This window comes from Microbacterium marinilacus (assembly GCF_019753765.1).
Lineage (GTDB): Bacteria > Actinomycetota > Actinomycetes > Actinomycetales > Microbacteriaceae > Microbacterium > Microbacterium marinilacus.
In genome coordinates this window covers 1-26,221 of sequence record NZ_JAIJZW010000004.1, presented here as the reverse complement: position 1 = coordinate 26,221, position 26,221 = coordinate 1, and the positions used below count along the sequence as shown (strand labels likewise).

General features: G+C 70.4%; 23 protein-coding genes and 1 pseudogene. 16 read left to right on the top strand and 8 right to left on the bottom strand.

What is annotated here, in order from left to right; translation table 11 throughout:
- Nucleotides 1-45: 45 nt before the first annotated feature.
- Together lpdA and K5S26_RS07860 are read right to left on the bottom strand one after the other, a co-directional pair.
- On the bottom strand, nucleotides 46-1,419 hold the full coding sequence (gene lpdA, locus K5S26_RS07865; protein ID WP_221857441.1) for a dihydrolipoyl dehydrogenase: 1,374 nt from the start codon (nucleotides 1,417-1,419) through the stop codon (nucleotides 46-48).
- The gene (locus tag K5S26_RS07860; protein WP_221857440.1) at nucleotides 1,416-2,921 is read right to left on the bottom strand and encodes a leucyl aminopeptidase; all 1,506 of its coding nucleotides are present in this window, start codon (nucleotides 2,919-2,921) and stop codon (nucleotides 1,416-1,418) included. Before K5S26_RS07860 ends, lpdA begins: the two co-directional genes overlap by 4 nt.
- Nucleotides 2,922-2,987: 66 nt before the next feature.
- Between K5S26_RS07860 and K5S26_RS07855 the strand changes: the two genes are divergently transcribed.
- From K5S26_RS07855 to K5S26_RS07845, 3 genes are all read left to right on the top strand, one after another.
- A complete protein-coding gene (locus tag K5S26_RS07855; RefSeq protein WP_221857439.1) occupies nucleotides 2,988-3,923 on the top strand; it encodes a PAC2 family protein in 936 nt (311 codons plus the stop codon).
- A 255-nt stretch (nucleotides 3,924-4,178) separates the two neighbouring features.
- The gene (locus K5S26_RS07850; RefSeq protein WP_221857438.1) at nucleotides 4,179-5,519 is read left to right on the top strand and encodes an RNA polymerase sigma factor; all 1,341 of its coding nucleotides are present in this window, start codon (nucleotides 4,179-4,181) and stop codon (nucleotides 5,517-5,519) included.
- Nucleotides 5,516-6,214, top strand: a complete 699-nt coding sequence (locus tag K5S26_RS07845) for a coenzyme F420-0:L-glutamate ligase (RefSeq protein ID WP_221857437.1) — start codon at nucleotides 5,516-5,518, stop codon at nucleotides 6,212-6,214. Before K5S26_RS07850 ends, K5S26_RS07845 begins: the two co-directional genes overlap by 4 nt.
- A 94-nt stretch (nucleotides 6,215-6,308) precedes the next feature.
- Here K5S26_RS07845 and K5S26_RS07840 read toward each other — a convergent pair whose 3' ends face one another.
- A complete protein-coding gene (locus K5S26_RS07840) occupies nucleotides 6,309-7,334 on the bottom strand; it encodes a sugar-transfer associated ATP-grasp domain-containing protein (RefSeq protein WP_221857436.1) in 1,026 nt (341 codons plus the stop codon).
- Nucleotides 7,335-7,387: 53 nt separating this feature from the next.
- Here K5S26_RS07840 and K5S26_RS07835 point away from each other — a divergent pair, with 53 nt between their 5' ends.
- Both K5S26_RS07835 and K5S26_RS07830 read left to right on the top strand, forming a co-directional pair.
- Complete coding sequence (locus tag K5S26_RS07835; RefSeq protein WP_308122834.1) at nucleotides 7,388-8,074, top strand: alanine racemase C-terminal domain-containing protein; 687 nt, start codon at nucleotides 7,388-7,390, stop codon at nucleotides 8,072-8,074.
- A complete protein-coding gene (locus tag K5S26_RS07830; protein ID WP_221857435.1) occupies nucleotides 8,071-9,159 on the top strand; it encodes an alanine racemase in 1,089 nt (362 codons plus the stop codon). The genes K5S26_RS07835 and K5S26_RS07830 overlap by 4 nt, the downstream gene beginning before the upstream one ends.
- Before the next feature lie 69 nt (nucleotides 9,160-9,228).
- On the opposite strand, the gene K5S26_RS07825 is transcribed toward K5S26_RS07830, so the two are convergent.
- Nucleotides 9,229-9,444, bottom strand: coding sequence for a DUF7455 domain-containing protein (locus K5S26_RS07825; protein ID WP_221857434.1), 216 nt, complete (start codon nucleotides 9,442-9,444; stop codon nucleotides 9,229-9,231).
- Between the two features lie 196 nt (nucleotides 9,445-9,640).
- On the opposite strand from K5S26_RS07825, the gene K5S26_RS07820 reads away from it, so the two are divergent.
- The 3 genes from K5S26_RS07820 (at nucleotide 9,641) to K5S26_RS07810 (ending at nucleotide 12,965) form a co-directional block, all read left to right on the top strand.
- Nucleotides 9,641-11,737: a DNA gyrase/topoisomerase IV subunit B gene (locus tag K5S26_RS07820; protein WP_221857433.1), complete on the top strand. Its 2,097-nt coding sequence runs from the start codon at nucleotides 9,641-9,643 to the stop codon at nucleotides 11,735-11,737.
- 55 nt (nucleotides 11,738-11,792) lie between these two features.
- Entirely contained in the window at nucleotides 11,793-12,089 is a 297-nt protein-coding gene (locus K5S26_RS07815) for a hypothetical protein (RefSeq protein ID WP_221857432.1), read from the top strand.
- A gap of 150 nt (nucleotides 12,090-12,239) precedes the next feature.
- Entirely contained in the window at nucleotides 12,240-12,965 is a 726-nt protein-coding gene (locus K5S26_RS07810; RefSeq protein ID WP_221857431.1) for a YidC/Oxa1 family membrane protein insertase, read from the top strand.
- Nucleotides 12,966-13,005: 40 nt separating this feature from the next.
- On the opposite strand, the gene K5S26_RS07805 is transcribed toward K5S26_RS07810, so the two are convergent.
- Entirely contained in the window at nucleotides 13,006-15,462 is a 2,457-nt protein-coding gene (locus K5S26_RS07805) for a DNA gyrase/topoisomerase IV subunit A (RefSeq protein ID WP_221857430.1), read from the bottom strand.
- Nucleotides 15,463-15,551: 89 nt separating this feature from the next.
- On the opposite strand from K5S26_RS07805, the gene K5S26_RS07800 reads away from it, so the two are divergent.
- Nucleotides 15,552-16,676: an alkaline phosphatase family protein gene (locus K5S26_RS07800; RefSeq protein WP_221857429.1), complete on the top strand. Its 1,125-nt coding sequence runs from the start codon at nucleotides 15,552-15,554 to the stop codon at nucleotides 16,674-16,676.
- A 63-nt stretch (nucleotides 16,677-16,739) separates the two neighbouring features.
- Here the strand turns inward: K5S26_RS07800 and sepH are convergent, their stop codons facing one another.
- Nucleotides 16,740-17,792: a septation protein SepH gene (gene sepH / locus K5S26_RS07795; RefSeq protein WP_221857428.1), complete on the bottom strand. Its 1,053-nt coding sequence runs from the start codon at nucleotides 17,790-17,792 to the stop codon at nucleotides 16,740-16,742.
- Nucleotides 17,793-18,011: 219 nt separating this feature from the next.
- Here sepH and K5S26_RS07790 point away from each other — a divergent pair, with 219 nt between their 5' ends.
- Entirely contained in the window at nucleotides 18,012-18,308 is a 297-nt protein-coding gene (locus tag K5S26_RS07790; protein ID WP_221857427.1) for a DUF4193 domain-containing protein, read from the top strand.
- A 50-nt stretch (nucleotides 18,309-18,358) separates the two neighbouring features.
- On the opposite strand, the gene K5S26_RS07785 is transcribed toward K5S26_RS07790, so the two are convergent.
- Nucleotides 18,359-18,856, bottom strand: coding sequence for a DUF3093 domain-containing protein (locus K5S26_RS07785; RefSeq protein WP_221857426.1), 498 nt, complete (start codon nucleotides 18,854-18,856; stop codon nucleotides 18,359-18,361).
- Between the two features lie 12 nt (nucleotides 18,857-18,868).
- Here K5S26_RS07785 and dut point away from each other — a divergent pair, with 12 nt between their 5' ends.
- The 6 genes from dut to K5S26_RS07755 all read left to right on the top strand — a co-directional run bounded on the left by dut (nucleotide 18,869) and on the right by K5S26_RS07755 (nucleotide 24,703).
- Entirely contained in the window at nucleotides 18,869-19,345 is a 477-nt protein-coding gene (gene dut, locus K5S26_RS07780) for a dUTP diphosphatase (RefSeq protein ID WP_221857425.1), read from the top strand.
- Nucleotides 19,346-19,375: 30 nt separating this feature from the next.
- Nucleotides 19,376-19,984: a DUF3710 domain-containing protein gene (locus tag K5S26_RS07775; protein ID WP_221857424.1), complete on the top strand. Its 609-nt coding sequence runs from the start codon at nucleotides 19,376-19,378 to the stop codon at nucleotides 19,982-19,984.
- Between the two features lie 5 nt (nucleotides 19,985-19,989).
- Nucleotides 19,990-20,721 carry a DUF3159 domain-containing protein gene (locus K5S26_RS07770; RefSeq protein WP_221857423.1) on the top strand — a complete coding sequence of 244 codons (732 nt, stop codon included), beginning with the start codon at nucleotides 19,990-19,992 and terminating at the stop codon, nucleotides 20,719-20,721.
- A gap of 148 nt (nucleotides 20,722-20,869) precedes the next feature.
- The gene (locus K5S26_RS07765; protein ID WP_221857422.1) at nucleotides 20,870-23,740 is read left to right on the top strand and encodes an aconitate hydratase; all 2,871 of its coding nucleotides are present in this window, start codon (nucleotides 20,870-20,872) and stop codon (nucleotides 23,738-23,740) included.
- Nucleotides 23,741-23,928: 188 nt separating this feature from the next.
- Complete coding sequence (locus K5S26_RS07760; RefSeq protein ID WP_221857421.1) at nucleotides 23,929-24,204, top strand: type II toxin-antitoxin system TacA family antitoxin; 276 nt, start codon at nucleotides 23,929-23,931, stop codon at nucleotides 24,202-24,204.
- Nucleotides 24,205-24,262: 58 nt separating this feature from the next.
- On the top strand, nucleotides 24,263-24,703 hold the full coding sequence (locus K5S26_RS07755) for a GNAT family N-acetyltransferase (protein WP_308122833.1): 441 nt from the start codon (nucleotides 24,263-24,265) through the stop codon (nucleotides 24,701-24,703).
- 61 nt (nucleotides 24,704-24,764) lie between these two features.
- On the opposite strand, the pseudogene K5S26_RS07750 reads toward K5S26_RS07755, so the two are convergent.
- Nucleotides 24,765-25,941, bottom strand: a pseudogene (locus tag K5S26_RS07750) (IS3 family transposase).
- Nucleotides 25,942-26,221 lie beyond the last annotated feature (280 nt).

Sequence of the window (26,221 nt, the reverse complement as noted above, 5' to 3'; positions counted from 1 at the left end):
CTTAGTGACTCGAACGCCCGCTTCCGGTCGCGGGCGCCGCGCGGCTCAGATCGCGTGCAGAGGCTTGCCGGCCAGTGCCAGGAAGGCCTCGCCGAGAGCCTCGCTCTGTGTGGGGTGAGCATGGATGAGGGGAGCGATGTCTTCGGGGTGCGCCTCCCAGGCGACCGCGAGCTGCCCCTCGGTGATGAGCTCGCCGACGCGGTCGCCGAGCAGATGGATCCCGAGGACGGGGCCGTCGGTGCGACGGACCACCTTCACGGTCCCCGTCGTCCCGATGATCTCGCTCTTGCCGTTTCCGGCGAGGCTGTACTCGTAGGTCGAGACGGCGCTCGCGCCATGCGCGTCCACGGCCTGCGCCTCGGTCAGCCCCACGGAGGCGACCTCGGGGTGCGAGTAGGTGACCCGGGGGATCTGCGTCTCCGGCACAGGCACGGGACCGATGCCCGCGATCGCCTCTGCGACGAAGATGCCCTGCTGGAAGCTGCGATGGGCGAGCTGCAGGCCCGGCACGATGTCGCCGACCGCCCAGACGCCCTCGGCGCTCGTGCGCAGCTGGTCGTCGACGACCACGAAGCCGCGTTCGAGGGCGACGCCCGCCTCCTCGAGCCCGAGGTCGGCGGTGGCCGGCCCGCGGCCGACGGCGATCAGCAGATAGTCGGCCTCGACGGCCTCGCCGTCCTCGAGCGTGACCACCACGCCGTCCGCATGCTGCGAGGCCGACGCGAACCGCGTCGCGAGACGGGTCTGGATGCCGCGCTTCCGGTAGGCGCGCTCGAGCCCCTTGCTGAGCGCGATGTCCTCGTTCGGCACCAGGTGGTCGAGTGCCTCGACGATCGTGACCTCGGAGCCGAGCGAACGCCATGCGCTCGCGAACTCCACGCCGATGACGCCTCCGCCGAGGATGACCACCCGACCCGGCACCTCGTCGAGCGTGAGCGCGGTCTCGCTCGTCAGGATCCGGCCGCCGCGCTCCAGGCCCGGGAGGGTCCTGCTGTACGACCCCGTCGCGAGCACCACGTCGGCGCCGGTGTAGGCGTCGTTGCCCACCCGGACGGTCCGTGCCGCCTCGAGGCGGCCCTCGCCCGGGACCACCGTGATGCCCCGACGGGCGATCAGCCCCTCGAGTCCCTTGAACTTCTTCGCGACGACGCCTTCGCGGTAGGCGCGCATGGCGGCCGGGTCGATGCCCGTCAGCGACGCACCGACGCCGTACGAGGCGGCGTCGCGCACGGTGTCCGCGACCTCCGCGGCGTGCAGGAGCGCCTTCGTCGGGATGCACCCGCGATGCAGGCAGGTGCCGCCGAGGCGATCCTTCTCGATGAGCGCGACGCTCTTGCCGAGCTCCGCCGCGCGCAGGGCGGCGGCGTACCCGCCGCTGCCGCCGCCGAGAACGACGACGTCGAACGAGTGGGAGGTCACAGCACCTCTCCGCCCGCGGCGACGAAGTCGATCAGCGCGCGGACCGTGGCCCCGGTCGGGCCCTTGTCGGTGTAGCCGTACGCGCTGCTCGTGCTCATGGCCGAGCCCGCGATGTCGAGGTGCACCCACGGGATGCGCGGCGCGTCGTCGCCGCCAGCCGTCCCGTCGACCGAGCGGCGACCGACGAAGCGCTGGAGGAACAAGCCGGCGAACATCGATCCGCCGTTCCGGTTGCCCATGTTGGCGTTCTGCATGTCGGCGATCCGCGAGTCGAGGCCCTCGGCGATGTACTCCGGCAGCGGGAGCGCCCAGGCGAGCTCGCCGGTTCGGTCGGCGGCCCGCAGGAACGCGTCGACCGCGTCACCGTGTCCCATGACGCCCGTGTGACGGGTGCCGAGCGCCACGAGGATCGCTCCCGTGAGGGTGGCGACGTCGACGATGACGTCCGGGTTCTCGCGGCTGGCGGCGACGAGTCCGTCGGCGAGCACCAGTCGGCCCTCCGCGTCGGTGTTCGTCACCTCGACGGTGGTGCCGTCGAGCATGCGCAGCACGTCGCCGGGGCGGGTGGCGCGCCCGGACGGCATGTTGTCGGCGATGCACATCCAGGCGGTGACCCGCACCGGCAGCTCGAGCTGCGCGGCCGCACGGATGACGGCGAGCACCTCTGCGGCGCCGGTCATGTCCTCGTTCATCCCCACCATGGACGCGGCGGGCTTGAGCGACAGGCCACCGGTGTCGAACGTGATGCCCTTGCCGACGAGGGCCACGTGACGCGCGGCACCCTCGGGGTTCCACTCGAGGCGCACGAGGCGCGGCGGGCGGTCCGAGCCCTTGCCCACGCCGAGGATGCCTCCGAAGCCGCCGTCCTCGAGCGCCTTCTCGTCGTAGACCGTCACGTCGATGCCGAGTCCCTCGGTCGCGGTCACGGCCGACTCCGCCAGCTGTGCGGGGCTCTGCCATTCGGCAGGCGTCGACACCAGGTCCTTGACGAGGGCCACGGCCTCGGCTGCCGCGCGGACGGGGACGAGCGCGGCGTCATCGAGTGCGGCAGGGGCGTGGACGATGACGCTGGCGGCCCGCCGCTTCTTCGCGGCCTTTCCGGCGTCCTCGTTCTTGTAGGACGCGAAGGAGTATCCGCCCAGCGCCGCGCCCTCCGCCGCCGCGCGCCAGGCGTCCTCCACATCGGCGACGACGTGGACGGCGACGACGTCGAAGCCGGTCAGCTGCCGCGCCGCCGTGCCCACCGCCTCGCGCACCGTCGCGGCGTTGGGCTCGGACCCGAGGCCGACCACGGCCAAGGGGAGGTCGGTGACGTCGGGGGCGTACACGCGGGCGAACGAGTTCTTCGCGCCGGTGAACCCGATCGCGTCGAGGGCGGGGCGCAGGGCGGGGAAGCCGGCGACGTCGCCGCCGTCGCCGAGCGACGGGATCGCGAGCACTGCTGCTTCCGCGCTCTCGGCGGGGAACGGGTCGGTGGTCAGCGCGAGCGCGGGAATCGGCATGCGTCCATCCTATGGACCGGCCGCGTGCTCGGCGCCCAGGGTCCCGTCGGCTCGTAGCATGGATGCATGCCCTTTACCGGTGACATCTACGAGCGGGTCGCGAATGCGCCCACGGTGCCCGACGGCCTGCCGCTCGTGATCCTGATGACCGGCTTCACCGACGCCGGGGGAGCCGTGGCGGGCCTGATCGACTTCGCGCGCGAAGAGCTCGATCCGAGCCCGGTCGTGGTGTTCTCGAACGACACGCTGCTCGACTACCGGGCGCGCCGCCCCATCGTGACCTTCGAGCAGGATCACCTGAGCGACTACCGCCCGCCGCGCCTCGAGCTCTCCCTCGCCCACGACGCTCTGGGGCAGCCCTTCCTGCTGCTGTCCGGCTACGAGCCGGACTTCGCCTGGGACGCGTTCGCGGCCGCCGCGATCGATTTCGCCGGGCGTTTCGCGGTGTCGTCGGTGACGTGGGTGCACGCGATCGCGATGCCGGTGCCGCACACGCGGACGCTGGGCGTGACCGTCAGCGGCAATCGCGCCGACCTGATCGACACGCATTCGATCTGGCATCCGCGCACCCAGGTGCCCGCCACGATCGGGCACCTGCTGGAGTACCGGTTCGTCGAGGCCGGCTTCGACACGGCCGGCTTCGTGCTGCTCGTGCCGCACTACCTCGCGGAGACCGATTACCCGGCGACGACGATCACCGCGCTCGACAAGCTCATGGCGTCGACCGGCCTGGTGTTCACCCTGGACGAGCTGTACGCCGAGAACCGCGAGTATCTGGGCAAGGTCGAGGACCAGATCGCGGGGAACGACGAGCTGGGGCGCATGGTGCAGGGCCTGGAGGAGCGGTACGACGCGTACGCGGCCGGGTTGCAGGGCGGGGTCCCCGGTGGGGTGTCCGGCATCCGCGAGGGCGAGCTGCCAAGCGCCGACGAGCTCGCAGCGGAGCTCGAGCGCTATCTCGCATCTCGCCCGACGGGGGACGAGGACAAGCGCGGCGGCTGAGCCCCGCACCCGACGTGCGCACGCGTGCGAGGGGGAATGCATCGGCCTCCGGGGGCGTTGTCTCGGGTGGCGCGCAGAGCGCCGTCAAGCGTCAGGATCGCGGGTGGGCGTCGGCGCGCCCGACCTGTGAGAGAATGGGTGTCCGACCCGTTGTCGAGACGGCGCATGTGACGGCGCCGGACTTGACAAGGGTCTTACTAGTGCCCGAACACACCCGGGGGCGCGGCGCGCAGCGCCGCCGGTGAAAGGCGAAACGTGACTACTGCCACGAAGACTCCGCGGAGCACCGCGAAGAAGAACGACACGGCCGAGGCGGAAGAGGCCGTCGAGACCGCTGCCGAGACGAAGCCCGCCGCCAAGGCGGCGCGCAAGCCTGCCGCGAAGAAGGCCGCGGAGGCCGACGCCGAGAAGGCGACGACCGCGCGCAAGACGACGGCGAAGAAGGCGGCGCCGAAGAAGGCGGCCGCCAAGAAGAAGTCCGACGACCCCGATGACGAGGCCGGCGAGGTCGAGGAGGACGCCGAGGGCGCCGACGAGGCCACCAAGGACGATTCCCCCGAGGCGAGCGAGGACGACGACACGGCGAAGAAGGTCGTGACGGAGCCGCTGCCGACGGGTGCGATCGTCATCAGCTCGGCGGACGAGGATGAGGTCCCCGTCTATTCGACGCAGATCACGGGCGCCACGGCCGACCCGGTCAAGGACTACCTCAAGCAGATCGGCAAGGTCCCGCTGCTGAACGCCGCGGAGGAGGTCGACCTCGCCATGCGCATCGAGGCCGGCCTGTTCGCCGAGGAGAAGCTGTCGAAGATGTCGGCGGCCGAGAAGTCCGGCCAGCTGGGCCTCGACCTGCAGTGGGTCGCCCGTGACGGCCAGCGCGCGAAGTCGCACCTGCTGGGCGCGAACCTGCGTCTGGTGGTGTCGCTCGCCAAGCGCTACACCGGTCGCGGCATGCAGTTCCTGGACCTGATCCAGGAGGGCAACCTCGGCCTGATCCGTGCGGTGGAGAAGTTCGACTACACCAAGGGCTTCAAGTTCTCGACGTATGCGACGTGGTGGATCCGCCAGGCGATCACCCGCGCGATGGCCGACCAGGCCCGCACCATCCGCATCCCCGTCCACATGGTCGAGGTCATCAACAAGCTCGCACGGGTCCAGCGGCAGATGCTGCAGGACCTGGGTCGCGAGCCCACGCCGGAGGAGCTGAGCCGCGAGCTCGACATGACCCCTGAGAAGGTCATCGAGGTGCAGAAGTACGGCCGCGAGCCCATCTCGCTGCACACCCCGCTCGGCGAGGACGGCGACAGCGAGTTCGGCGACCTGATCGAGGACACCGAGGCGGTCGTTCCCGCCGACGCCGTCGGCTTCACGATGCTGCAGCGGCAGCTCGAGTCCCTGCTGGACTCGCTCAGCGAGCGCGAGGCGGGCGTGATCCGGATGCGCTTCGGCCTCGGCGACGGGCAGCCCAAGACGCTCGACCAGATCGGCGACACGTTCGGCGTCACGCGTGAGCGGATCCGCCAGATCGAGTCGAAGACGATGGCGAAGCTGCGCCACCCGAGCCGCTCGCAGTCGCTGCGGGACTACCTCGAGTGAGCGTCGCCAACGAGGGCAAGGCCCTCGAGGTCGACGTGGATGGCGAGAAGGTCCAGCGCATCCCCCTGCGCACGCGGGTGGTCATGCCGGACGACGACCTCGACGCCATCATCGACGAGTACGCGAAGGGCTCCGTGCAGCCGGGCGACCTGCTGTTCGTGACCGAGAAGATCGTCGCGATCACGCAGGGGCGGTCGTACCTGCTCACCGAGATCCAGCCGCGGTCTCTGGCGCGCCTGCTGTCGAAGTACGTGGTGAAGACGCCGCACGGCATCGGCCTCGGCATGCCCGAGACGATGGAGATGGCGCTGCGCGAGTGCGGCACGCCGCGCATCCTCTTCGCCGCGGGCGTCGCCGCGGTGACGAAGCTGTTCGGACGGAAGGGCGACTTCTACCGGATCGCGGGTGACAAGGCCCGCGCGATCGATGGACCGACCGGCGGCACGATCCCGCCGTACAACCAGGCCGTCGTGCTCGGCCCGGAGCGTCCTCGCGAGGTGGCGGCGCACGTGAAGGCCCGCCTGGGCGACATCGCTGAGGTCGCGGTCGTCGACATCAACGACATCGGCGGCAACATCCTCGGCTCCACGCTCGACAAGGCAGGGGAGAGGCGCCTGGTGCGCATCCTCGGCGACAACCCGCTGGGGCAGGGCCACCAGTCGACGCCGCTCGGCATCGTCCGCGCCGTCCGCTGACCGGTCGCACGAGAAGAGACCCCCGAGCCGCGATGGCTCGGGGGTCTCTTCTCATCGGAGCGGTGCGCGGCGGCGGCGTCTCCCGCGGGTCGCCTCAGAACCCGATGGCGGCCTTGTAGCGGGGCTTGTGACCGGTGCGGATGCCGGTGACGCTCGGCTTGTTCTCGTAGACACCCGCGCCCCAGTTGCCCTCGACCAGCACCGGGCCCTCCGGCGTCACGACGATGTCCCAGCCGACGTACTGGACCTCGGGCACCACGCGGGCGACCTCCTTGACGAAGGCCTTCACGTCGTCGAAGAACGGGAGGCGGAACGCCGCGATGGGGAAGTCCGTGTCGGGATGCTTCTCGTGCACATGCCCATGCGAGTCGTAGCCGGGCCCGAAGGCTCGGCCGTCTTCGGGGTGCAGCATCGTGTAGAAGCCGCCGTACGACATCTGGTCGCTCACCGCGCCGCGGCCGAACTTCTGCGCGACGGCCAGGATGTGGACGTCCTGGCCGTCGAAGAACGCGGTCACGCGGGTGGTGTTGACCGTGCCGGGGCAGACGGCCGCGAGGTCGGCGTGCTGCTCGATGACCTCTTCGAGCAGCAGTTCGTCGCGTTCGAGCAGGCCACGGTGGAACGCGGCCCAGTCGGTGACGTCGGCCGCGTGGTATCTGCGCACGCCGAGCCCCATGTGGCTCACGGGCACCTTCGCGATGATCGTGCCGTGGCGCTCGGCGAAGGCCTGCACGGCGTCGGCGTTACCCGCCTCGACCACGAGCCAGTCGCGCTTGAGGAAACGGTCGAACACGCGGTTGAACTCGATCTTGTTCTCGAACAGGACGCGCTTGTCCTTCTTCGCGAAGCGGGCGGCGAGCTGCATCGAGACGGGGTGCGTCATGTACGTCGCGCGCTCGTCCTTCGTGAGGATCGCGAAGTCGTAGTCGACGTAGTCCTGGAAGGCCACGTCGTGGCGCGCGGCCGACCAGAGCATGTCCGCGAACGCGCGCGGCGCCCAGGTCCCGTGCTGCTCGTGCACCTCTTTGGCCCTCTCCGCAACCGACTTGATGTCGATGCGGCGCGCGCGCTCCGCGAGGTACCGGAACTTGCCGGCGAGGCCGAGACGGTTGTCAGACATGCACACTCCGAGGGGTCAGCGGGACGGTTCCGTCCCCGGGTTAGTCTAGGTCGGTGACCTGGCCGAATCCCCGGCGGGCGGCCCCCGTCGCGCGCATCTCGCAGACGGCCCTCCTCGAGAACGCCCGGCTGCTACGCGCGGCGCGGCCCGACGCGATCGCCGATCTGAGGCGGGACGCGTGGGGTCACGGCGTCGAGGCGGTGGCGCGCGCCGTCGCGGATGCGGGGATCCGCTCGGTGGGCGTGGACGCCGCGGACTCCGCGCGTGTCGCCGCCCTCGGGCTCTCGTCGACGACGGCGGCGCCCGATGACTCTGCGGTGCTCTACGGCCTGCCCGGCACCGGTGGCGCTGCGGCGCTGGCGCTGGTGAGCCCCGTCCTGTCCACCAAGCGGCTGCTCGCGGGCGAAGGCGTGTCCTACGGCTACACCCATCGTGCCGCGGCGGACACCCGCGTCGCGCTGGTCGCCGGGGGGTACGCCGAGGGGGTCGTACGGGCGCTCGGCAACCGGGTGACGCTGGACGTGGCGGGGCGGCTGAGCCCCGTCGTCGGGCGCGTCGCTATGGACGTCTGCGTCGTGGACGTGGGCGACGTGCCCGCGGAGGCCGGAGACGAGGCCGTCTTCTTCGGCGCCGGAGCGGCCGGCGACAACCTGTCCGACTGGGTGCGCGCGACGGGCCTGACGGCCGCCGAGCTCGTGTGCGCCGTCGGCCTGCACGTGCACCGGGAGGTCGCCGCATGACCGGCGCCGACGACGTCACAGGGACGGCCGCGGACGCCGCTGCGTCCGCGGGACGGCCCGTGGAGCTCCGCATCTCGCGATCGCGCCTCGCGGCCAACCTGGCGGCGGCACGCGCCCGGCTCGTCCCTGCCGAGCTGATGGTGGTCGTGAAGGACGACGCCTACGCGCACGGCGTCGAGGCGGTGACGGCCATCGCGGTGGAGGAAGGCGTCCGCTGGCTCGGCGCCATCGATCCCCGCAGTGCCGGCCGCGCGAAGGCCGTGGCGGGCGACCGGGCTCGGGTGTTCTGCTGGCTCACCCTGAGCGCCGACGAGACCCGAAGCGCGCTGGCCGAGGGCCTCGAGCTGGGGGTGGGGGACGCCGGGTATCTCGAGCGGGTCGGCGCTGCAGCGGAGAGCCCGGCGGTCGTGCACCTGAAGATCGACACCGGCCTGCACCGCAACGGCGTCCGCCCCGAGGACTGGCCGGGGTTCGTCGCGCGCGCCGCGCAGCTCGAGCGGCAGGGACGCATCCGCGTCGCGGGCATCTGGAGCCACATCGCGGAGGCCAGCGACGCCGAGGACGACGCGTCGCGGGCCGTGTTCGACGCGGCGGTCCAGGTAGCGCGGGACGCCGGCCTCACGCCCGAGGTGCGTCATCTCGCCGCGAGCGCCGCGGGCTGGGCGCGGCCCGAGTTCCGGTATGACATCGTGCGCCTCGGCGCCTTCAGCTACGGCATCCGTTCCGCGGACGGGCCGGAGATCGACGGCATCGCGCCCGTCGCGACCCTGATCGCCCGGGTGACAGCCCTCGGGCACGAAGCCGTCGAGATCGGAATCGGCTCGCTCGACGGTCTCCCCTCGACGCTCGGCGGGAGGGTCCACGTCGGCACCCCTGCCGGTCCTCGTCGCCTCGACGGCGTCGGTCTCGTCACGAGCCGTGTGGAGACGTGGCCCGGCGCCGCGATCGGCGACGAGGTCGCCGTGTTCGGCCCCGGGACGATGGGCGAGGCCTCGGCGACGACTCTCGGTGAGGCGATCGGCACCGTCGGCGAGGAGCCGGTGCTGCGCGTGTCCCCGCTGGTGCCGCGCGTCGTGACCGACTGAGCCCCCGAGACGCCGCGACGCCCGCCGCCCCGAAGGGCGACGGGCGTCGTCGGAGGCGGGGTCGCCCGCTCAGACCGCTTCGCTGAGTCGCGACGTCTCGTCGTGCCAGGACGTGGCGACGGCGCGGAGCTTCTCCTCGTACTTGCGGCCGTGGTGCGCGCAGAACAGCAGCTCGCTGCCGTTCACCTCGGCGGCGATGTATGCCTGCGCACCGCACGAGTCGCAGCGATCCATCGCCGAGAGGCGGTGGGAGACAGTGGGGGCCTCGGTTGCGGTCGTCGTCATGTCTGCCTCCTTGTTCGTCGATGCATCCAAGCCTTGCCGGATGCGTCACATATAACCACGCCGGGCTGGCAATCCTGCCCGCGCGCCGGCATGTTTCGCTCACCGCGTACGTCGGCCCCACGCGGGCCTTGCGACGCTAGCCGTCAAGGGAGTGTCAGCCCGGAGATGTCGGCGGTCGCGGATAGCATCGAAGATTGTGACCGCCGAGTACTCCGCCCATCATCTGCAGGTGCTGGAAGGCCTCGAGGCCGTCCGCAAGCGTCCGGGCATGTACATCGGCTCGAACGGCTCGCCGGGCCTCATGCACTGCCTGTGGGAGATCATCGACAACGCCGTGGACGAGGCGGTGGCGGGCAACGGATCGCGCATCGACGTGATCCTGCACGCCGACGGCAGCGTCGAGGTGCGAGACCGCGGTCGCGGCGTGCCGGTCGACGTCGAGCCCCGCACGGGCCTGTCGGGCGTCGAGGTCGTCTACACGAAGCTCCACGCGGGCGGCAAGTTCGGCGGCGGGTCCTACGCCGCGTCGGGCGGTCTGCACGGCGTCGGCGCCTCGGTCGTCAACGCCCTCTCCGAGCGCCTGGACGTCGAGGTCGATCGCGGCGGCAAGACCTGGGCGATGTCCTTCCATCGCGGCGAGCCCGGCGTCTTCGAGGACGGCAAGGGAGAGCCGCGCCCCGACGCGTCGTTCCGTCCGTTCGAGGACCGCAGCGAGCTGCGCGTCGTCGGCAAGGTCGCCAAGGCGGTCACGGGAACCCGCGTGCGGTACTGGGCCGACCGCCAGATCTTCACCAAGGACGCGGCGTTCCAGCTGGACGAGCTCGTGACCCGTGCCCGGCAGACGGCGTTCCTCGTGCCGGGCCTCGAGATCGTGATCCGGGACGAGCGGCCCGCACCGGACGGCAGCACCGAGCCGACGGACACCGCTTACAAGTTCGACGGCGGCATCTCCGAGTTCGTGGACTTCCTCGCGACGGACGCGCCGGTGACCGACACGTGGCGACTGACCGGCTCGGGGACCTTCACCGAGACGGTGCCGATGCTGCAGGCGGACGGGCACATGGTCTCGACCGAGGTGCTGCGCGAGTGCACCGTCGACATCGCGCTGCGCTGGGGCACCGGGTACGACACCGCCATCCGGTCGTTCGTGAACATCATCTCCACGCCTAAGGGCGGAACGCATCAGCAGGGGTTCGAGCAGGAGCTGCTCAAGCAGCTCCGCGACCAGGTGGCCGCGAACGCGAGGCGGCTGAAGGTCGGCAACGACAAGGTCGAGAAGGACGACGTGCTCGCCGGGCTCAGCGCGGTGCTGACCGTCACGGTGCCCGAGCCGCAGTTCGAGGGCCAGACGAAGGAGGTGCTCGGCACGCCCGCCGTGCGCTCGATCGTCGCGAAGGTCGTGCGCGAGGAGCTGAAGGCGCGCTTCGCGTCCACCAAGCGCGACGACAAGAACCAGACGTCGATGCTGCTCGACAAGGTGGTCGCCGAGATGAAGGCGCGCGTCTCGGCGCGGGCGCACAAGGAGACCCAGCGCAGAAAGAACGCGCTCGAGAGCTCGTCGCTGCCCACCAAGCTGGTCGACTGCCGCACGCAGGACGTCGCGCAGTCCGAGCTGTTCATCGTGGAGGGCGACTCGGCTCTCGGCACGGCGAAGCTCGCCCGCAACAGCGAGTACCAGGCGCTGCTGCCGATCCGCGGCAAGATCCTGAACGTGCAGAAGGCCTCGATCAGCGACATGCTGTCGAACGCCGAGTGCGCGTCGATCATCCAGGTCGTGGGAGCCGGCTCGGGACGGACGTTCGACCTCGATGCCGCCCGCTACGGCAAGGTGATCATGATGAGTGACGCCGACGTGGACGGCGCGCACATCCGCACCCTGCTGCTGACGCTCTTCTACCGCTACATGCGGCCGCTCGTCGAGGCCGGGCGGGTGTTCTCGGCCGTACCTCCGCTGCACCGGATCATCGTGGTGAACCCGGGGTCGAAGCCGAACGAGACGATCTACACCTACAGCGAGGCCGAGCTGCATCGCCTGCTGGACAAGCTCCGCAAGGGCGGCAAGCGCTGGCAGGAGCCGATCCAGCGCTACAAGGGCCTTGGCGAGATGGACGCGGACCAGCTGGCCGAGACCACGATGATGCGTGACGGGCGGCTGCTCCGCCGGGTGCGCCTCGAGGACGCAGAGGCCGCGGGACGGGTCTTCGAGATGCTGATGGGCAACGAGGTCGCCCCGCGCCGCGAGTTCATCATCGAGTCGGCCGATCGCCTGTCGCGCGAGGCGATCGACGCCTGATCGAGCGAGGCGCGACCGGCGATAGACTCGCGTCGGAGCGGAGGGAGAGGGACGCATGAGCACGCTGTCGGTGGTGATGCCGCTGATCGTCGTGCTCTCGACGTACCTCGTCGCAGGACCGCCCGACGGAGCCTCCCTGCCGTTCCTCCTGCTGGCCGCGTGGGCCGCGACGATCGTGGTGGCTGCCCCGGCCATCGTGCGAGCCCTCGCGCGGGTCGTGCTGCCTCCTGCCTCCGACCGGCCTGCGCCGCGTCCCGTCCGCCCCGCTTCGTTCCGTCTTCCCACCGCCGCAGGCACCCCGGGTACGCCGCGCACGCGAGCGCCCGCTGCCGGTCCCGGCGTCTCGGCCTGACGACCGCCTGATCGCCCGCCTCGCGGGCGATCCATCGGTGTCGGCCACGGCGCCCTCCGACGAATCCGCGTCCGGGCACCGCCGCGGGGTGCGCTCATGCCGCCCTGCCTGCCCGTCTCGACGCATCCGCTCGAAGAGGGAAGACCAATCGTGAACATCTATGAACTCCCGCCCGTGCAGGCGCTCCTCTCCGCCGCCTCGTGGGCGGTCACGCAGCTCAGTGTGCTCGTGGCGCCGTTCGCCGGGCAGGCGGCCGCGGCGGTGGCGATCGTGCTGCTGACCGTCCTCGTCCGCGCGGCGCTGATCCCGGTGGGCGTGTCGCAGGCGCGCGCGGCGGCGACGCGCCAGCGCCTCGCGCCGAAGATCGCCGAGCTGCAGCGGCGATATCGCAAACGGCCTGAAGAGCTGCAGCGCCGGATGATGGAGCTGTACGCGAGCGAGAAGGCGTCGCCCCTTCAGGGTTGCCTCCCGGTCCTCGCGCAGAGCCCGGTGCTGCTCGCCATCTACGGCATCTTCGTGCAGGCGCGGATCGGGGGATCGCCGAACGAGCTGCTGAGCCACGACCTCGCAGGCGTCGGCCTGGGCGAGAGCCTGGTGAGCGCCATCGGGGCGTCTGCGTCCGTCGCGCAGCTCCTCGTCTTCGCGGCCGTGATCGCGGTGATCGCCGTCGTGGCGCTGGCGTCGCGCAAGGTGCTCGCCGTGCCGGTAGCCCCGGAGGGACAGGCAGCCGGGCTGATGCGCGCCCTGAGCTTCCTGCCCCTGATGACCGCGGTGATCGGGGTCTTCGTCCCGCTCGCCGCGGGGCTCTACCTGGCCACGACGACCGCGTGGACGCTGGGCGAACGGCTCGTGCTCAAGCGGCTGATCGCACCGTAGCCGGAGCGGCGCCCGGCGATGGGAAGGCCATCGGCCGCCCTCAGACGAGGGTGCGCCCGATGGACCCGACCACCGCGTCGAGCGGCTGACCCGACGCATCGCGGCGCGCCAGCGTCTCGGGCAGCTTGCGAACCGCGCCCGTCGGATCCACGGCGCGAGCGGGATCGGGACCGACCCACGCGAGCGTGAGACGGTCCTCGCCCTTCAGGAACGAGTGTGCGCGCACGCCACCGGTGGCGCGCCCCTTGGCCGGGAACTCGGAGAAGTCCGAGATCTTGGCGCGTCCGGCGTCGGCACCCGGCAGGGTGGACTCGGACCCGGAGACGGTGACCACCACGGTCTCGTCGCCCGTAGCGGCGCCGAAGAACACCACGTCCGCCTTCGCACCGAGCTTCATGCCCGCCATGCCCCCGGCGGCCGCGCCCTGGGGACGCACCGCCGATGCCGTGAACCGCAGCAGCTGAGCGTCGCTCGACACGAAGACGAGCTCGGCGTCGTCGGGTGCCGGCGCCGCACCGACCAGGGCGTCCCCGGGCTTCAGCGCGATGATCTCGATCTCGGGCTTCGGCGGCAGGGCCGGGGGCACGACGCGCTTGACGACGCCCTGGGCGGTGCCGAGGGCGAGCGGGGTGTCATCGTCGAACGCGACCAGCGTCAGGATCCGCTCGCCCCGGTCCGTGAGTCCGATGTAGTCGTGCAGCCTGACGCCGACGCCGAGCTGCACGGAGTTGGACGGCACGGACGGCAGGTCGACGGGGGAGAAGCGCACCACGCGCCCCTTCGTCGTGATCGCGCCGACCTCACCGCGCACGGTCGTCGCGACCGTCGCCCGGATCGCGTCGTGCTTGCTCCGTCGTGCGGGCGCGACGAGCGGCTGCCCGTCGGGCACCTCGACGCGCACCGCGCGCCCGGTGGTCGACAGGGCGACGAGCGTCGGCGCGTCGGCGATCTGCAGGTCGGGCGCGGCACCCTTCTTCGCGCGCGGCGCGGCCGGCTTGCCGTTCATCAGAAGCGTGCGGCGCGGCGTGGCGTGCTTGTCCGCGGTCGCCTCGAGCTCCAGCGCGACCGTCTTGCGCAGCAGCACCTCGGACCCGAGGAGCTCCTCGAGCTGGGCGATCTCCGCGAGCAGGGAGTCCCGCTCCTGCTCCAGCTCGATGCGGGAGAACTTCGTGAGGCGCCGGAGCCGCAGCTCGAGGATGTACTCGGCCTGCACCTCGTCGAGGTCGAACACCGTGCAGAGGCGTCCGCGCGCCTGCTCCGACGTGTCGGACGACCGGATCACCTGGATGACCTCGTCGATGTCGAGGATGGCGACGAGGAGGCCCTGCACCAGGTGCAGCCGCTCGCGTCGGCGGTCGAGGCGATACCGGCTCCGCCGGGTGACGACCTCTAGGCGGTGATCGATGTAGACCCGCAGCAGCTCCTTGAGGCCGAGCGTGCGCGGCTGGCCGTCGACCAGCGCCACGTTGTTGATGCTGAACGAGTCCTCGAGCGGGGTGAGGCGATACAGGAGCTCCAGCACCGCGTGCGGGTCGAACCCGGTCTTGATGCCGATGACCAGGCGGAGCCCGTTGTTGCGGTCGGTGAGGTCGGCGACATCGCTGATGCCCTGCAGCTTCTTCGACTGCACCGCGTCCTTGAGCTTGTCGATCACGCGCTCGGGACCCACCATGTAGGGCAGCTCGGTGATCACGATGCCGGTGCGGCGGGGGGCGACCTGCTCGACCGACACTTTGCCGCGCAGCTTGAACGCGCCGCGGCCGGTCTCGTACGCGTCGCGCACGCCGTCGAGGCCCACCAGGATGCCGCCGGACGGGAAGTCGGGGCCGGGCACGAACTCCATCAGCTCGGCGGTCGTGGCCTCCGGGTGCTCGAGCAGATGGGTGGCGGCCGCCACGACCTCGCTGAGGTTGTGCGGAGCCATGTTCGTGGCCATGCCGACGGCGATGCCGCTCGCGCCGTTCACCAGCAGGTTCGGGTAGGCCGCCGGCAGCACCGAGGGCTGCTGGAACTGGCCGTCGTAGTTCGGAATGAAGTCGACGACGTCCTCTTCGAGGTTCTCCGTCAGGGACAGGGCCGGCGACGCGAGGCGCGCCTCGGTGTACCGCGCGGCCGCGGGGCCGTCGTCGAGCGAGCCGAAGTTGCCGTGCCCGTCGACGAGCGGCACGCGCAGCGCGAAGTCCTGTGCCAGCCGCACGAGCGCGTCGTAGATCGCCGAGTCGCCGTGCGGGTGGAGCTTTCCCATCACCTCGCCGACGACGCGCGCGCTCTTGACGTGCCCGCGATCGGGCCGCAGACCCATCTCCGCCATCTGGTAGAGGATGCGGCGTTGCACGGGCTTGAGCCCGTCGCGTGCGTCGGGCAGCGCCCGCGAGTAGATGACCGAGTAGGCGTACTCGAGGTACGAGCCCTGCATCTCCGTCTCGAGGTCGATGTCCTCGATGCGCTCGGGAGCCGGGTCGGCGGAGCTCGGGGAAGCGGGGGTCTTTCGGGCCATACTGCTCTCTCGACTGCTCTCTCGATGGAGGTGGGGTCCGGACGAGGATCGCCGGGGAGGGCGAAGCGCGTTGTGCGAGACTTGCCCGGATGCCCCCCATCGTACCGACGGGCCCCCTCTCAGCCCGGAGCCTCACCGGAGTTGCGCCGGACATCCTCGCGTCCCTGTCGGGGTCCGCCGAGATGCTCGCGCCGGTCCGATCGGCCGTGCTCATCGTCATCGACGGGCTGGGGGCGATGCAGTTGCGCGCCCACGCCGGTCACGCCAGGCGCCTGGCGGCTCTCGGCGGCAAGAAGGACGTCGCGCGGTCGGTGTTCCCCTCGACGACCGCTGCGGCGCTCACGTCGATCCTCACCGGCTCCGAGCCGGGACAGCACGGGCTCGTCGGCTACCGCGTGATGGACCCCGCGCGCGGACGTCCGGTCAACCAGCTCAACGGCTACGAGCGCGACGGGCTCGACCCGGCGTCGTGGCAGCGACGTCCCACCGTGTTCGAGCGCGCCGCGGCCGAGGGGCGGCGCACGTTCGCCGTGGGGCTCGGCCAGTACTCGAAGAGCGGGCTGACCGCGGCGATCCTCCGGGGTGCCGAATACGTCCCGGCGGACGACGTCCGCGCGCGGGTGCGGCTGGCCTACGAGCTGGCCGCGGCAGAGCCCGGGTCGCTGGTGTACTGCTACCTGCCCGAGGTCGACCAGGCGGGGCATCGCCACGGCGTCGCATCCGACGAGTGGGTGGCCGCTCTCGAGGACGTCGACGGGGCGTTCGCGGCGCCGGTGCCGCACGGCGTCGGCGCGGTCGCGACCGCGGACCACGGCATGGTCGACGTGCCGCGCCACCGGCACGTGCTGCTGCAGAGCGAGGACCCTCGCCTCGACGGCGTCGCCCACCTCGGCGGCGAGCCGCGTCTGCTCCACCTCTATCTCGAGGATGACGTGCACGCCGCCGACGTGGCGCGGACGTGGGAGCGCGAGTCGGGGCGATCGGCCGATGTCGTCACCCGGGACGACGCGATCGCCGGCGGTGTGTTCGGACCGGTGGCCGACGACGTCGTCCCGCGGATCGGCGACGTCCTCGTGGCGGCGCGCGGCTCCTGGGCGTTCTACGACGACCGGCTCGCCGACAAGCGTCCGCAGGACATGATCGGACAGCACGGTTCGACGACGCCGGAGGAGGTCGTCGTCCCGCTTCTTCGCCTGGGCGCCTACGCCGGCTGAGCCGGAGCTGCCGACCGCTCCCTCGGAAGCGGCGCATCGGGCCCGGCAGCCCGGGTCATCGCGTCATTCGTCGCTGCGTGCGCCGAAGACGATCTCGTCCCACGAGGGCATTGACGGTCGTCCCCGTCTCCGGGGCGTGTCGTTCCCGCCCTCCGGGGAGTCGCGCTCGTCGTTCTCCGGCGCGGGCGGCAGGCTGTCGAAGAGCGCGACCGGGGTGCGCTCGGTGCGGGGTCGCTCCGCGGCGGGGTGCTCGGAGCGGGAGCGGTCCGAGGGCCGATCGGCCTCGAAATCGGGGGCGGGCTCGCGCTGTCCGCGCCGTCGACGCAGCGCCTCGAGCAGGTCCGCGGTGTCCGGGTTCGGCGACTGCGCACCCGGCGCACGCTTCGTGGCGAGCTCTCGCACTCCCGGCGACGGGGCGCTCTCCGGCTCGGGGTCGGGAAGACGGCGAGGACCGGGCGCTCCGGTGTCGAAACGTGCGTCGCCACCGTCATCGGCGAGATCGGAGGGCGCCACGGCGTCGAGGGCGCGCAGCCGCGGGATCAGCCCCTCGGGCATCGGACCCTGACGCGAGAGCGCGGTGGCGTCGCCGTTCAGCGGCGAGAGGGCGCCGCGTCGTCGCTCGAAGCTCCACCGTGCGTCGTGGTCGACCTCCTCGGCGGTGAACTCGAGCTTCACGATCCAGCCCGCCTGCTCCTTCCAGCTCGTCCAGCGCTCGCCCGTGGCCCCGAGATCCTCCAGCTTCGCGCGGATGGCGACGCCGAACGTCGGGTTCTCGTCATGCTCGAGCTCGATGCCCATCAGCACAGGCACCGCAAGCGCCTGTCCGACCACGTGCTCCCTCTCGGCGACGACGGGCCCCTCGAAGCGACGGATGTCCTCGACACGCGCGTCGAGGAGCTCGGCCACCTCTTCGGCGGACATGCCCGCGCGGATGTGAGCCTGGATCTCGCGCGGGCTCGGCAGCGGGGTGCGCGCCTCTGCTGGCGTCGCCTCGCGCCCGGCCTTGCGGATCTCGGAGCGCAGCACGTCGTCGATCGCGAGGGTGAAGCGCTGACCGGCCTCGGTGGCCAGGACGAGACGACCGTCCTCGGTTCCGATGATGGTGAGCTGTTCCATGCCCATGCTCCTCTGGCTCGCCGCTCGTCGCTGGCATCAACGACGTGGACATGGTTTCACGGGCCTGCCCCAACCGAGGGGAATAGCGCGGGCGTGCCGCGAGTTTGGATGACGGCGCGCCCCGCATTTGCCAAACCGGCGACGGACGTGCAGACTATCGCCGCCCCGCCGCACGGCGGGGCCGCACCACAGCCGATGAAAGAAGCGTGACCCACTCACATGGCAACCGATTACGACGCCCCCCGCAAGACCGAGGACGACAGCAACGAGTCGATCGAGGCCCTGAAGGCGCGCGTGCCCGACAACCTGTCGGGCTCGGTGGACGTGGAGGACGCCGACAACCCCTCGAGCTTCGACCTGCCCGGCGCCGACCTGTCGAACGTCGAGCTCGACGTCGTGGTCCTGCCGGCCCAGGACGACGAGTTCACCTGCATGAGCTGCTTCCTCGTGAAGCACCGCTCGCAGATCGACCACGAGGACGCGAGCGGCCCGATCTGCCGCGACTGCGCCGCCTGAGCGTTCGCGCGAACGGTCTCTGACGAGACGCGAGCGCGAGGCGGGACGCCCTAGCGTCCTGCCTGAAGGCCCTGAGCGTGACGCACGGCCGCCGCGAGGCGATCGGGCGTGCGCGAGGAGAGCGTCCACGACGACACGGGATCGTCGGGGTCCTCGTCCGGAAGGACGACGATCTCGTCGATCCCTCCGCGTATCAGGTGCCAGCCGCGCGGATCGAGGCCTGCTCCGCGCGCAGCCCGGGCCTCCTCGCCGCCGAGCACGACGGGCTCGCCGAGAAGCGCGACGTCGATGTGCGCGCGTCCCGCACGCAGCACCCCGCCGCGGACCTCGATCACCGGCGAGGCGGCGATGAGGCCGGCGATCACGAGGAAGCCCACCACCAGACCGATCGCGAGCGACAGGGTGGCGTCGTACTGGACGAAGACGAGTGCCGCCATCGGTGCGATCACCGCGGCGGAGCCGAGCAGCCACAGGGAAGGCGACAGGCGCTCCCGGTAGAGCGGGCGCGCGGCCGTCGTGGACCGGACGGGCTGTGGTGTGTTCTGCATTACCCTCGTGGAGTGACCGAAACCGTGGACGTTCCCATCATCGCATCGGTGCCGCCGGTCTATGCGCATCCGGGCGACGCGGGGGCCGATCTGGTGGCTTCCGAGGCCGTGCGCCTCGAGCCGGGGGAGCGCGCTCTCGTCGGGACCGGCGTGCGGATCGCGCTGCCCGAGGGGTACGCGGCCTTCGTGGTGCCGCGCAGCGGCCTGGCGGCGAAGCACGGGATCACGATCGTCAACGCGCCGGGGACGGTCGACGCGGGGTACCGCGGGGAGATCAAGGTGGCGCTGCTCAACACCGACGCCCGTGACGCGTACGAGGTCCAGCCCGGTGACCGCATCGCGCAGCTGATCCTGATGCCCGTGCCGCGGGCGCGTTTCCTGCCGGTGGACGAGCTGCCCGACAGCGCTCGCGGCGCCGGCGGCTTCGGGTCCACGGGCTACCAGGCACCGCAGGAGCCGCCGTCGGCGGCCACCGGGCCGCGCGACTGAGCGAAGCGAACGAGTCGAAATGAGAACGAAGTGACCGATCCGAATCCCGAGACGTCGGACGAGCTCGAGGTGGGCCGCAAGTCGGCTCCCGTCGACCGCGAGGCCGTGGGCCCGCTGGACGAGACCGAGGCGAACCCGGTGCGCCCGTACATCGATCTCGGCGGCATCAAGGTGCTGCCGCGCGAGGGGCTCAACCTGCGCCTCGAGGTCGAGGAGCAGACGAAGCGGATCGTGGCCGTCGGGCTGGACTACGCCGGCTCCACGCTGCAGGTGCAGCCGTTCGCGGCGCCGCGCACCACCGGGCTCTGGGAGGAGACCCGCGCCCAGATCCGCGATCAGGTGCGTCAGCAGGGCGGACGTGTGGAGGAGCGCGAGGGGCCGCTCGGGCCCGAGCTCCTCGCGGAGGTGCCGGTCGCAGCGGGCCAGGACGCGCAGATGCGGCTGGCGCGCTTCGTCGGCGTGGACGGACCGCGCTGGTTCCTGCGCGGCGTCATCGGGGGGGCGGGTGCCGCCGATCCCGCGGCAGCGGAGCAGGTCGAAGACCTCTTCCGGTCGATCGTCGTGGTGCGCGGCGGGGCTCCCATGCCGCCCCGCGACCTCATCCCGTTGAAGATGCCCTCGACGCCCGCATCGGCCTGACGCACATGACGAGCCCGACAGACGCGCCGGGGGAGTCGCGCGACGATCGCGAGGCCCCTTCCGCCTCCGAGCTCGTCGGCGCGGCGATCGGCGGCGCGGCCCGCCGCGCCGGGATCGACCCTGCCGAGGAGGCGACCACGGGCGACGTCGTCTGGAAGGCGATGGGCGGCGTGCGAGGCATGCTTGAGTCGATCCTGCCCAGCCTGGTGTTCGTCATCGTCTACACGCTGTGGCCGGAGCCGCTGGTGCTGTCCCTGGGTCTCTCGGTGGGCATGGCGGCGGTGTTCACGCTCGTGCGCCTCGTCCAGAAGTCCCCGCCCGCGGCCGCGCTCGGCGGCCTCATCGCCGCGGGGGCCGCGGCCGCACTCGCGCTGTTCACGGGCCAGGGCCGCGACAATTTCGTGATCGGCCTGGTCGCGAACGGCGTCTACGGCACGGCGTTCCTGGTCTCCGCGCTCGTGGGCTGGTCGCTGATCGGGCTCGCCGCCGGGTTCCTGCTCGGCGACGGCACGGCCTGGCGCGAGGACCGCCGCAAGCGCCGCGTGTTCCTGTGGCTCGCGATCGCGTGGGCGGCGCTGTTCTATGCGCGCCTCGCCGTGCAGCTGCCGTTGTACCTCGCGAACGAGACGACGCTCCTCGGCACGCTCAAGCTGCTGATGGGCCTGCCGCTGTTCGCCCCGCTCGTGGCGGTCACGTGGCTCGCGGTCCGGGCGCTCTATCCGGCATCCCGCACGTGATAGATTTATCTTGACATCAAGATAAATAGCGGACGACCGACAGCACTTCGAGACCCGCCTGGGGTTAGGCCCGCCTTGCTGGCCCGGCGACCCCGGTCGGGGGCAGTATGAAGAGCGCAAGCGCGGTCGACCCAGGAGGAGACAGCCCGTGTCAACGGTCAACAGCTTCGGTGCCAAGAGCACCCTGACGGTCGGCAGCACCGACTACGAGATCTTCCGCATCGACGCGGTCGAGGGCTTCGAGAAGCTGCCCTTCAGCCTGAAGGTCCTGCTCGAGAACCTGCTGCGCACCGAGGACGGCGCGAACATCACCAGCGAGCAGATCAGCGCCCTCGGCTCCTGGGACCCGACGGCCGATCCGAACACCGAGATCCAGTTCACGCCCGCCCGAGTGGTGATGCAGGACTTCACCGGCGTTCCCTGCATCGTCGACCTCGCGACGATGCGCGAGGCGGTCACGGCGCTCGGCGGCGACGCCAACAAGATCAACCCCCTCTCGCCGGCGGAGATGGTCATCGACCACTCGGTCATCGCCGATCTGTTCGGGTCCGAGAACGCGCTCGAGCGCAACGTCGAGATCGAGTACGAGCGCAACGGGGAGCGCTACCAGTTCCTGCGCTGGGGCCAGACCGCGTTCCAGGACTTCAAGGTCGTGCCTCCGGGCACCGGCATCGTGCACCAGGTGAACATCGAGCACCTCGCCAAGGTCATCTACGACCGCGAGGTCGACGGCGTGCTGCGGGCCTATCCGGACACGTGCGTCGGCACCGACTCGCACACCACCATGGTCAACGGCCTGGGCGTGCTCGGCTGGGGCGTGGGCGGCATCGAGGCCGAGGCCGCGATGCTCGGTCAGCCCGTGTCGATGCTGATCCCGCGCGTGGTGGGCTTCAAGCTGACGGGCGAGATCCCCTCCGGCGTCACCGCCACCGACGTCGTGCTCACGATCACCGACATGCTTCGCAAGCACGGCGTGGTGGGCAAGTTCGTCGAGTTCTACGGCGAGGGCGTCGCGTCCGTGCCGCTGGCGAACCGCGCCACCATCGGAAACATGAGCCCCGAGTTCGGCTCGACCGCCGCGATGTTCCCGATCGACGACGTGACGCTCGACTATCTGCGCCTCACGGGCCGCGACGAGCAGACCGTCTCGCTCGTCGAGGCGTACGCCAAGGAGCAGCACCTCTGGCACGACGCGTCCCGCGAGCTCGTCTTCAGCGAGTACATGGAGCTCGACCTGTCGACGGTCGTCCCCTCGATCGCCGGCCCGAAGCGTCCGCAGGACCGCATCCTGCTGTCCGAGGCGAAGTCGCAGTTCGAGAAGGACATCCTCAACTACACCGAGCGGGCCGAGGAGCCCGTCGAGGTCGAGGGCACCTTCCCCGCGTCCGACCCGGGGAACGCCCCGGGCGTCGAGCACGAGACCGTCTCCGCCAACGGCGTGTCCCACCAGCACGAGGACGAGCACGCCCACGCGCACGCCGGCCTGCTGGCGAGCGGCGCGCGTCACGCGGCCTCCAACCCCGTCCGGGTGTCCACGCCCGAGGGTCAGGAGTACCTGCTCGACAACGGCGCCGTGACCCTCGCGGCGATCACGTCCTGCACCAACACGTCGAACCCGTCGGTCATGATCGCCGCCGGTCTGCTGGCCCGCAAGGCCACGCAGAAGGGCCTCACGCGCAAGCCGTGGGTCAAGACCACGCTGGGGCCCGGTTCGAAGGTCGTCACCGACTACTACGAGAAGTCGGGCCTGGACAAGGACCTCGAGAGCCTCGGGTTCTACACGGTCGGGTACGGCTGCACGATCTGCATCGGCAACTCGGGTCCCCTCATCGAGGAGGTCTCGGCCGCGATCAACGACAACGACCTGGCGGTCACCGCGGTGCTCTCGGGCAACCGCAACTTCGAGGGCCGCATCAGCCCCGACGTGAAGATGAACTACCTCGCGTCGCCGCCGCTGGTGGTCGCGTACTCGCTCGCCGGGTCGATGAACTTCGACTTCGAGACCGATGCGCTGGGCAAGGACGCGAACGGCGACGACGTGTTCCTCAAGGACATCTGGCCCGAGCCGGCCGAGGTGCAGGAGATCATCGACTCGTCGATCTCGCGCGAGCAGTTCATCAAGCAGTACGCGACGGTGTTCGACGGCGACGAGCGCTGGAAGAACCTGCCGACGCCCGAGGGCCCCGTGTTCGAGTGGGACGAGCAGTCGACCTACGTGCGCAAGGCGCCCTACTTCGACGGCATGAGCATGGAGCTCACCCCGGTCGAGGACATCTCCGGCGCGCGCGTGCTCGCGACGCTCGGCGACTCGGTCACGACCGACCACATCAGCCCCGCGGGCAACATCAAGGCCGGCACGCCGGCCGCGCAGTACCTGACGGAGCACGGGGTCGCCCAGCGCGACTTCAACTCGTACGGCTCGCGCCGCGGCAACCACGAGGTGATGATCCGCGGCACGTTCGCGAACATCCGCCTGAAGAACGCGCTGGTCAAGGCCGTCAACGACGGTCAGCAGATCGAGGGTGGCTTCACGCGGGACTTCACGAAGCCCGAGGCGCCGCAGTCGTACATCTACGACGCCTCGCAGAACTACCAGGAGCAGGGCACTCCGCTCGTCATCTTCGGCGGCAAGGAGTACGGCTCGGGCTCGTCGCGCGACTGGGCGGCCAAGGGCACCAGCCTGCTGGGCGTGAAGGCCGTCATCACCGAGAGCTTCGAGCGCATCCACCGCTCGAACCTCATCGGCATGGGCGTCGTCCCGCTGCAGTTCCCGGCCGGCGAGAGCTGGGAGTCGCTGGGCCTCGACGGCACCGAGATCGTCTCGATCGAGGGCCTCGAAGCCCTCAACGAAGGCACCACCCCGAAGACGGTCAAGGTCACGGCGGCCCCGAGCGAGCACTCGCCCGAGGGCAAGCAGCCGGTCGAGTTCGACGCGGTGGTGCGCATCGACACCCCCGGTGAGGCCGACTACTACCGCAACGGCGGCATCCTGCAGTACGTGCTGCGCAGCCTCGTCTGACGCACCGATGTGAGAGCGCCCCATCCGGCTCCGGCTGGGTGGGGCGTTGTCGTCGGCGGGGGATCATCCGCTCCGATCCTTGCCGCTTTAGCAAGTGACGGCACCACCAGACGCGGGCGTCGGGAGCGATGCTCGAGGCCGTGGTGGTCGGATTGGCCTCGTACGGAAATTTGCCGTACGCTGAACACATGACTAGCGGGCTGAAGGACAAGAGGATCGAGCTTCGCCTAACCAGCGAGCAAAAGACTGCCATTGAAACCGCAGCTGCGATCCAGGGCCGATCCCTGACTGACTTCTCTACTGACACGCTGACGAACCGTGCGGAGGAGGTCATTCGTCGGGATCGCGAGCTGCAAGTGGATGCCGCGCGATTTGACGAGTTCATGAAGATTCTTGATCGCCCGGCCAGTAGCGTCGACGGTCTCCGTGAGCTGCTGAGCCGCAAGTCGGTCTTTGTTGACTGAGTTCCACACCCCTCGCCCACTGAAAGCCGGAGATAGGCTCTCCGACTTTCAGTGTGGCGTGAAGTCACTGGATCAGTGGCTAAGAGGGCGTGCTCGGAACAACGAGTTGACCGGTGCGTCTCGAACAATGGTGAGCGTTACAGATGCAGGACGCGTCGCCGGTTACTACTGCCTCTCCGCTTCGGCGCTGCAACGAGAGGAGGCTCCCGCTGAGCTCGGCAAGGGCCAGCCGGACCCGATACCTGTGATCCTGATCGGCCGCCTTGCCGTCGACCTTGAGTGCAAGGGACGCGGGCTAGGGGTGTCGCTCCTGCAGCATGCGACGGTCAAGGCTATCCAAGCAGCCGAGATCATCGGGACAAGAGCTATCCTCGTGCACGCCTTGACTCCGGAGGTCGTCCCCTTCTACGAGCGATTCGGGTTCACGAAGTTCCCTGGTACGAGCCACACGCTCTACCTTCTCTTGGACGACGCGCGCGCCACCATCGCAAGCACGTAGCCCGACCGCAGTCCGGGGCTTCTACCTCGGGTCTGCTGCACGGATAGGTGACAGGGGTTAGTCAGGCCGCGAGGGCCAGGGTCTTGGTCATCGTGGTCTCGAACTCGACCGGGGTCAAACGGCCCAGGCGGTCTTGTCGGCGTCGGCGGTGGTAGGTGCGCTCGATCCAGGTGTCGATCGCGATGCGTAGCTAGTCGCGGGTGGCGCAGGAACGGCGGTTGAGGACGTTCTTCTGCAGCAGGCTGAAGAAGCTCTCCATGGCGGCGTTGTCACCTGCGGCGCCGACTCGACCCATCGATCCGACCATGCGGTGGCGGCGATCTCTCGGATCGCCTTCCGGGAGCGAAACTGGCTGCCCCTGTCGGAATGCAGGACGCAACCGGAGACATCTCCGCGGAGAGCGGTGGCGTTGCGGATGGCGTTCACGAAGAGCCGTGACTTCATGCGGGAGTCGATGGAGTAGCCCACGATCTTGCCGGAGAAGACGTCTTTGACGGCGCAGAGGTAGAGCTTGCCCTCCGCAGTGCGGTGCTCGGTGATGTCGGTCAGCCAGAGCCGGTTCGGGGCATCCGCCGTGAACTCGCGCTTGACGAGGTCGTCATGGACCGGCGGGCCGGCCTTGCGGCCCTTCCCGCGCGCCTTGCGCTTGCCGAACGCCGACCACCAGCCATTCACGGACGCGATCTTCCACGCGGTGCGGTCCGACATCGCCTGCCCCGCGTCGCGGGCTTCGTCCGCGAGCAGCCGATGCCCGAACTCCGCGTCGTCACGCTGCGCGTCGAACAGGGCGTTGGCACGATACGCCTCCGCCAGCTCGGTCTCGGTGATCGGGTTCTTGAGCCAGCGGTAGTAGGGCTGGTGGGCGAGCTTCAATACCCGGCACGTCACCGTGACGGGGATCCCGTCAGCGGCGAGCTCTCTCACGAGCGGGTAGAGCCTTTTCCCGGCAGATGCGCCTGCGACAGATACGCCGTCGCCCGTCGCAGCACCTCCACCTCCTGCTCCAACAGCCGGTTGCGCGCCCGCAACTCCCGCAGCTCGGCGGCTTGGTCGGCAGGCATCGGCGCGCCGGACTCGGTCGACTTCTCCGCGGCACGAGACCGCGCGAGCCACTTCGTGAGCGTCATCGGGTGAACCCCCAAGTCCTTGGCGATCTGCTCGACCGTCACACCGGGCTCGCGGTTCTCCGCGACACGGACGACGTCCTCGCGGAACTCCTTCGGATAGGGCTTAGGCACGATGGCATCCTTCCAGGCCCACCCCCTCGGGCAAGCCAGATCAGATGTCACCTATCCGTTCAGCAGACCCGAAGGGTCGACGCTTCAATGTCAGGTCCTCGTATCGAACGTTCGAGTTCGCTTGAGACGGCGCCCGGGAGTCCGGCGATGTCCGAATCGGCCTGGCTTTCGTTCCGTCCTCTAATCCAGGATGGGATGACGATGCCGAAGAAGTTCGAACCGGAGATGCGTGAGCGGGCGTTGCGGATGCTCGCTGAGGCGCTGCCGGAGCACAAGAGTA

Excerpts from the sequence above, each read along its gene's own strand:
- K5S26_RS07855 (WP_221857439.1), top strand. The coding sequence starts at position 2,988 with ATGCCCTTTACCGGTGACATCTACGAGCGGGTCGCGAATGCGCCCACG.
- K5S26_RS07840 (WP_221857436.1), bottom strand. The coding sequence starts at position 7,334 with ATGTCTGACAACCGTCTCGGCCTCGCCGGCAAGTTCCGGTACCTCGCG.
- sepH (WP_221857428.1), bottom strand. The coding sequence starts at position 17,792 with ATGGAACAGCTCACCATCATCGGAACCGAGGACGGTCGTCTCGTCCTG.
- K5S26_RS07830 (WP_221857435.1), top strand. The coding sequence starts at position 8,071 with ATGACCGGCGCCGACGACGTCACAGGGACGGCCGCGGACGCCGCTGCG.
- K5S26_RS07790 (WP_221857427.1), top strand. The coding sequence starts at position 18,012 with ATGGCAACCGATTACGACGCCCCCCGCAAGACCGAGGACGACAGCAAC.
- K5S26_RS07800 (WP_221857429.1), top strand. The coding sequence starts at position 15,552 with ATGCCCCCCATCGTACCGACGGGCCCCCTCTCAGCCCGGAGCCTCACC.
- K5S26_RS07860 (WP_221857440.1), bottom strand. The coding sequence starts at position 2,921 with ATGCCGATTCCCGCGCTCGCGCTGACCACCGACCCGTTCCCCGCCGAG.
- K5S26_RS07825 (WP_221857434.1), bottom strand. The coding sequence starts at position 9,444 with ATGACGACGACCGCAACCGAGGCCCCCACTGTCTCCCACCGCCTCTCG.
- K5S26_RS07770 (WP_221857423.1), top strand. The coding sequence starts at position 19,990 with ATGACGAGCCCGACAGACGCGCCGGGGGAGTCGCGCGACGATCGCGAG.
- K5S26_RS07815 (WP_221857432.1), top strand. The coding sequence starts at position 11,793 with ATGAGCACGCTGTCGGTGGTGATGCCGCTGATCGTCGTGCTCTCGACG.
- K5S26_RS07760 (WP_221857421.1), top strand. The coding sequence starts at position 23,929 with ATGACTAGCGGGCTGAAGGACAAGAGGATCGAGCTTCGCCTAACCAGC.
- K5S26_RS07785 (WP_221857426.1), bottom strand. The coding sequence starts at position 18,856 with ATGCAGAACACACCACAGCCCGTCCGGTCCACGACGGCCGCGCGCCCG.
- K5S26_RS07805 (WP_221857430.1), bottom strand. The coding sequence starts at position 15,462 with ATGGCCCGAAAGACCCCCGCTTCCCCGAGCTCCGCCGACCCGGCTCCC.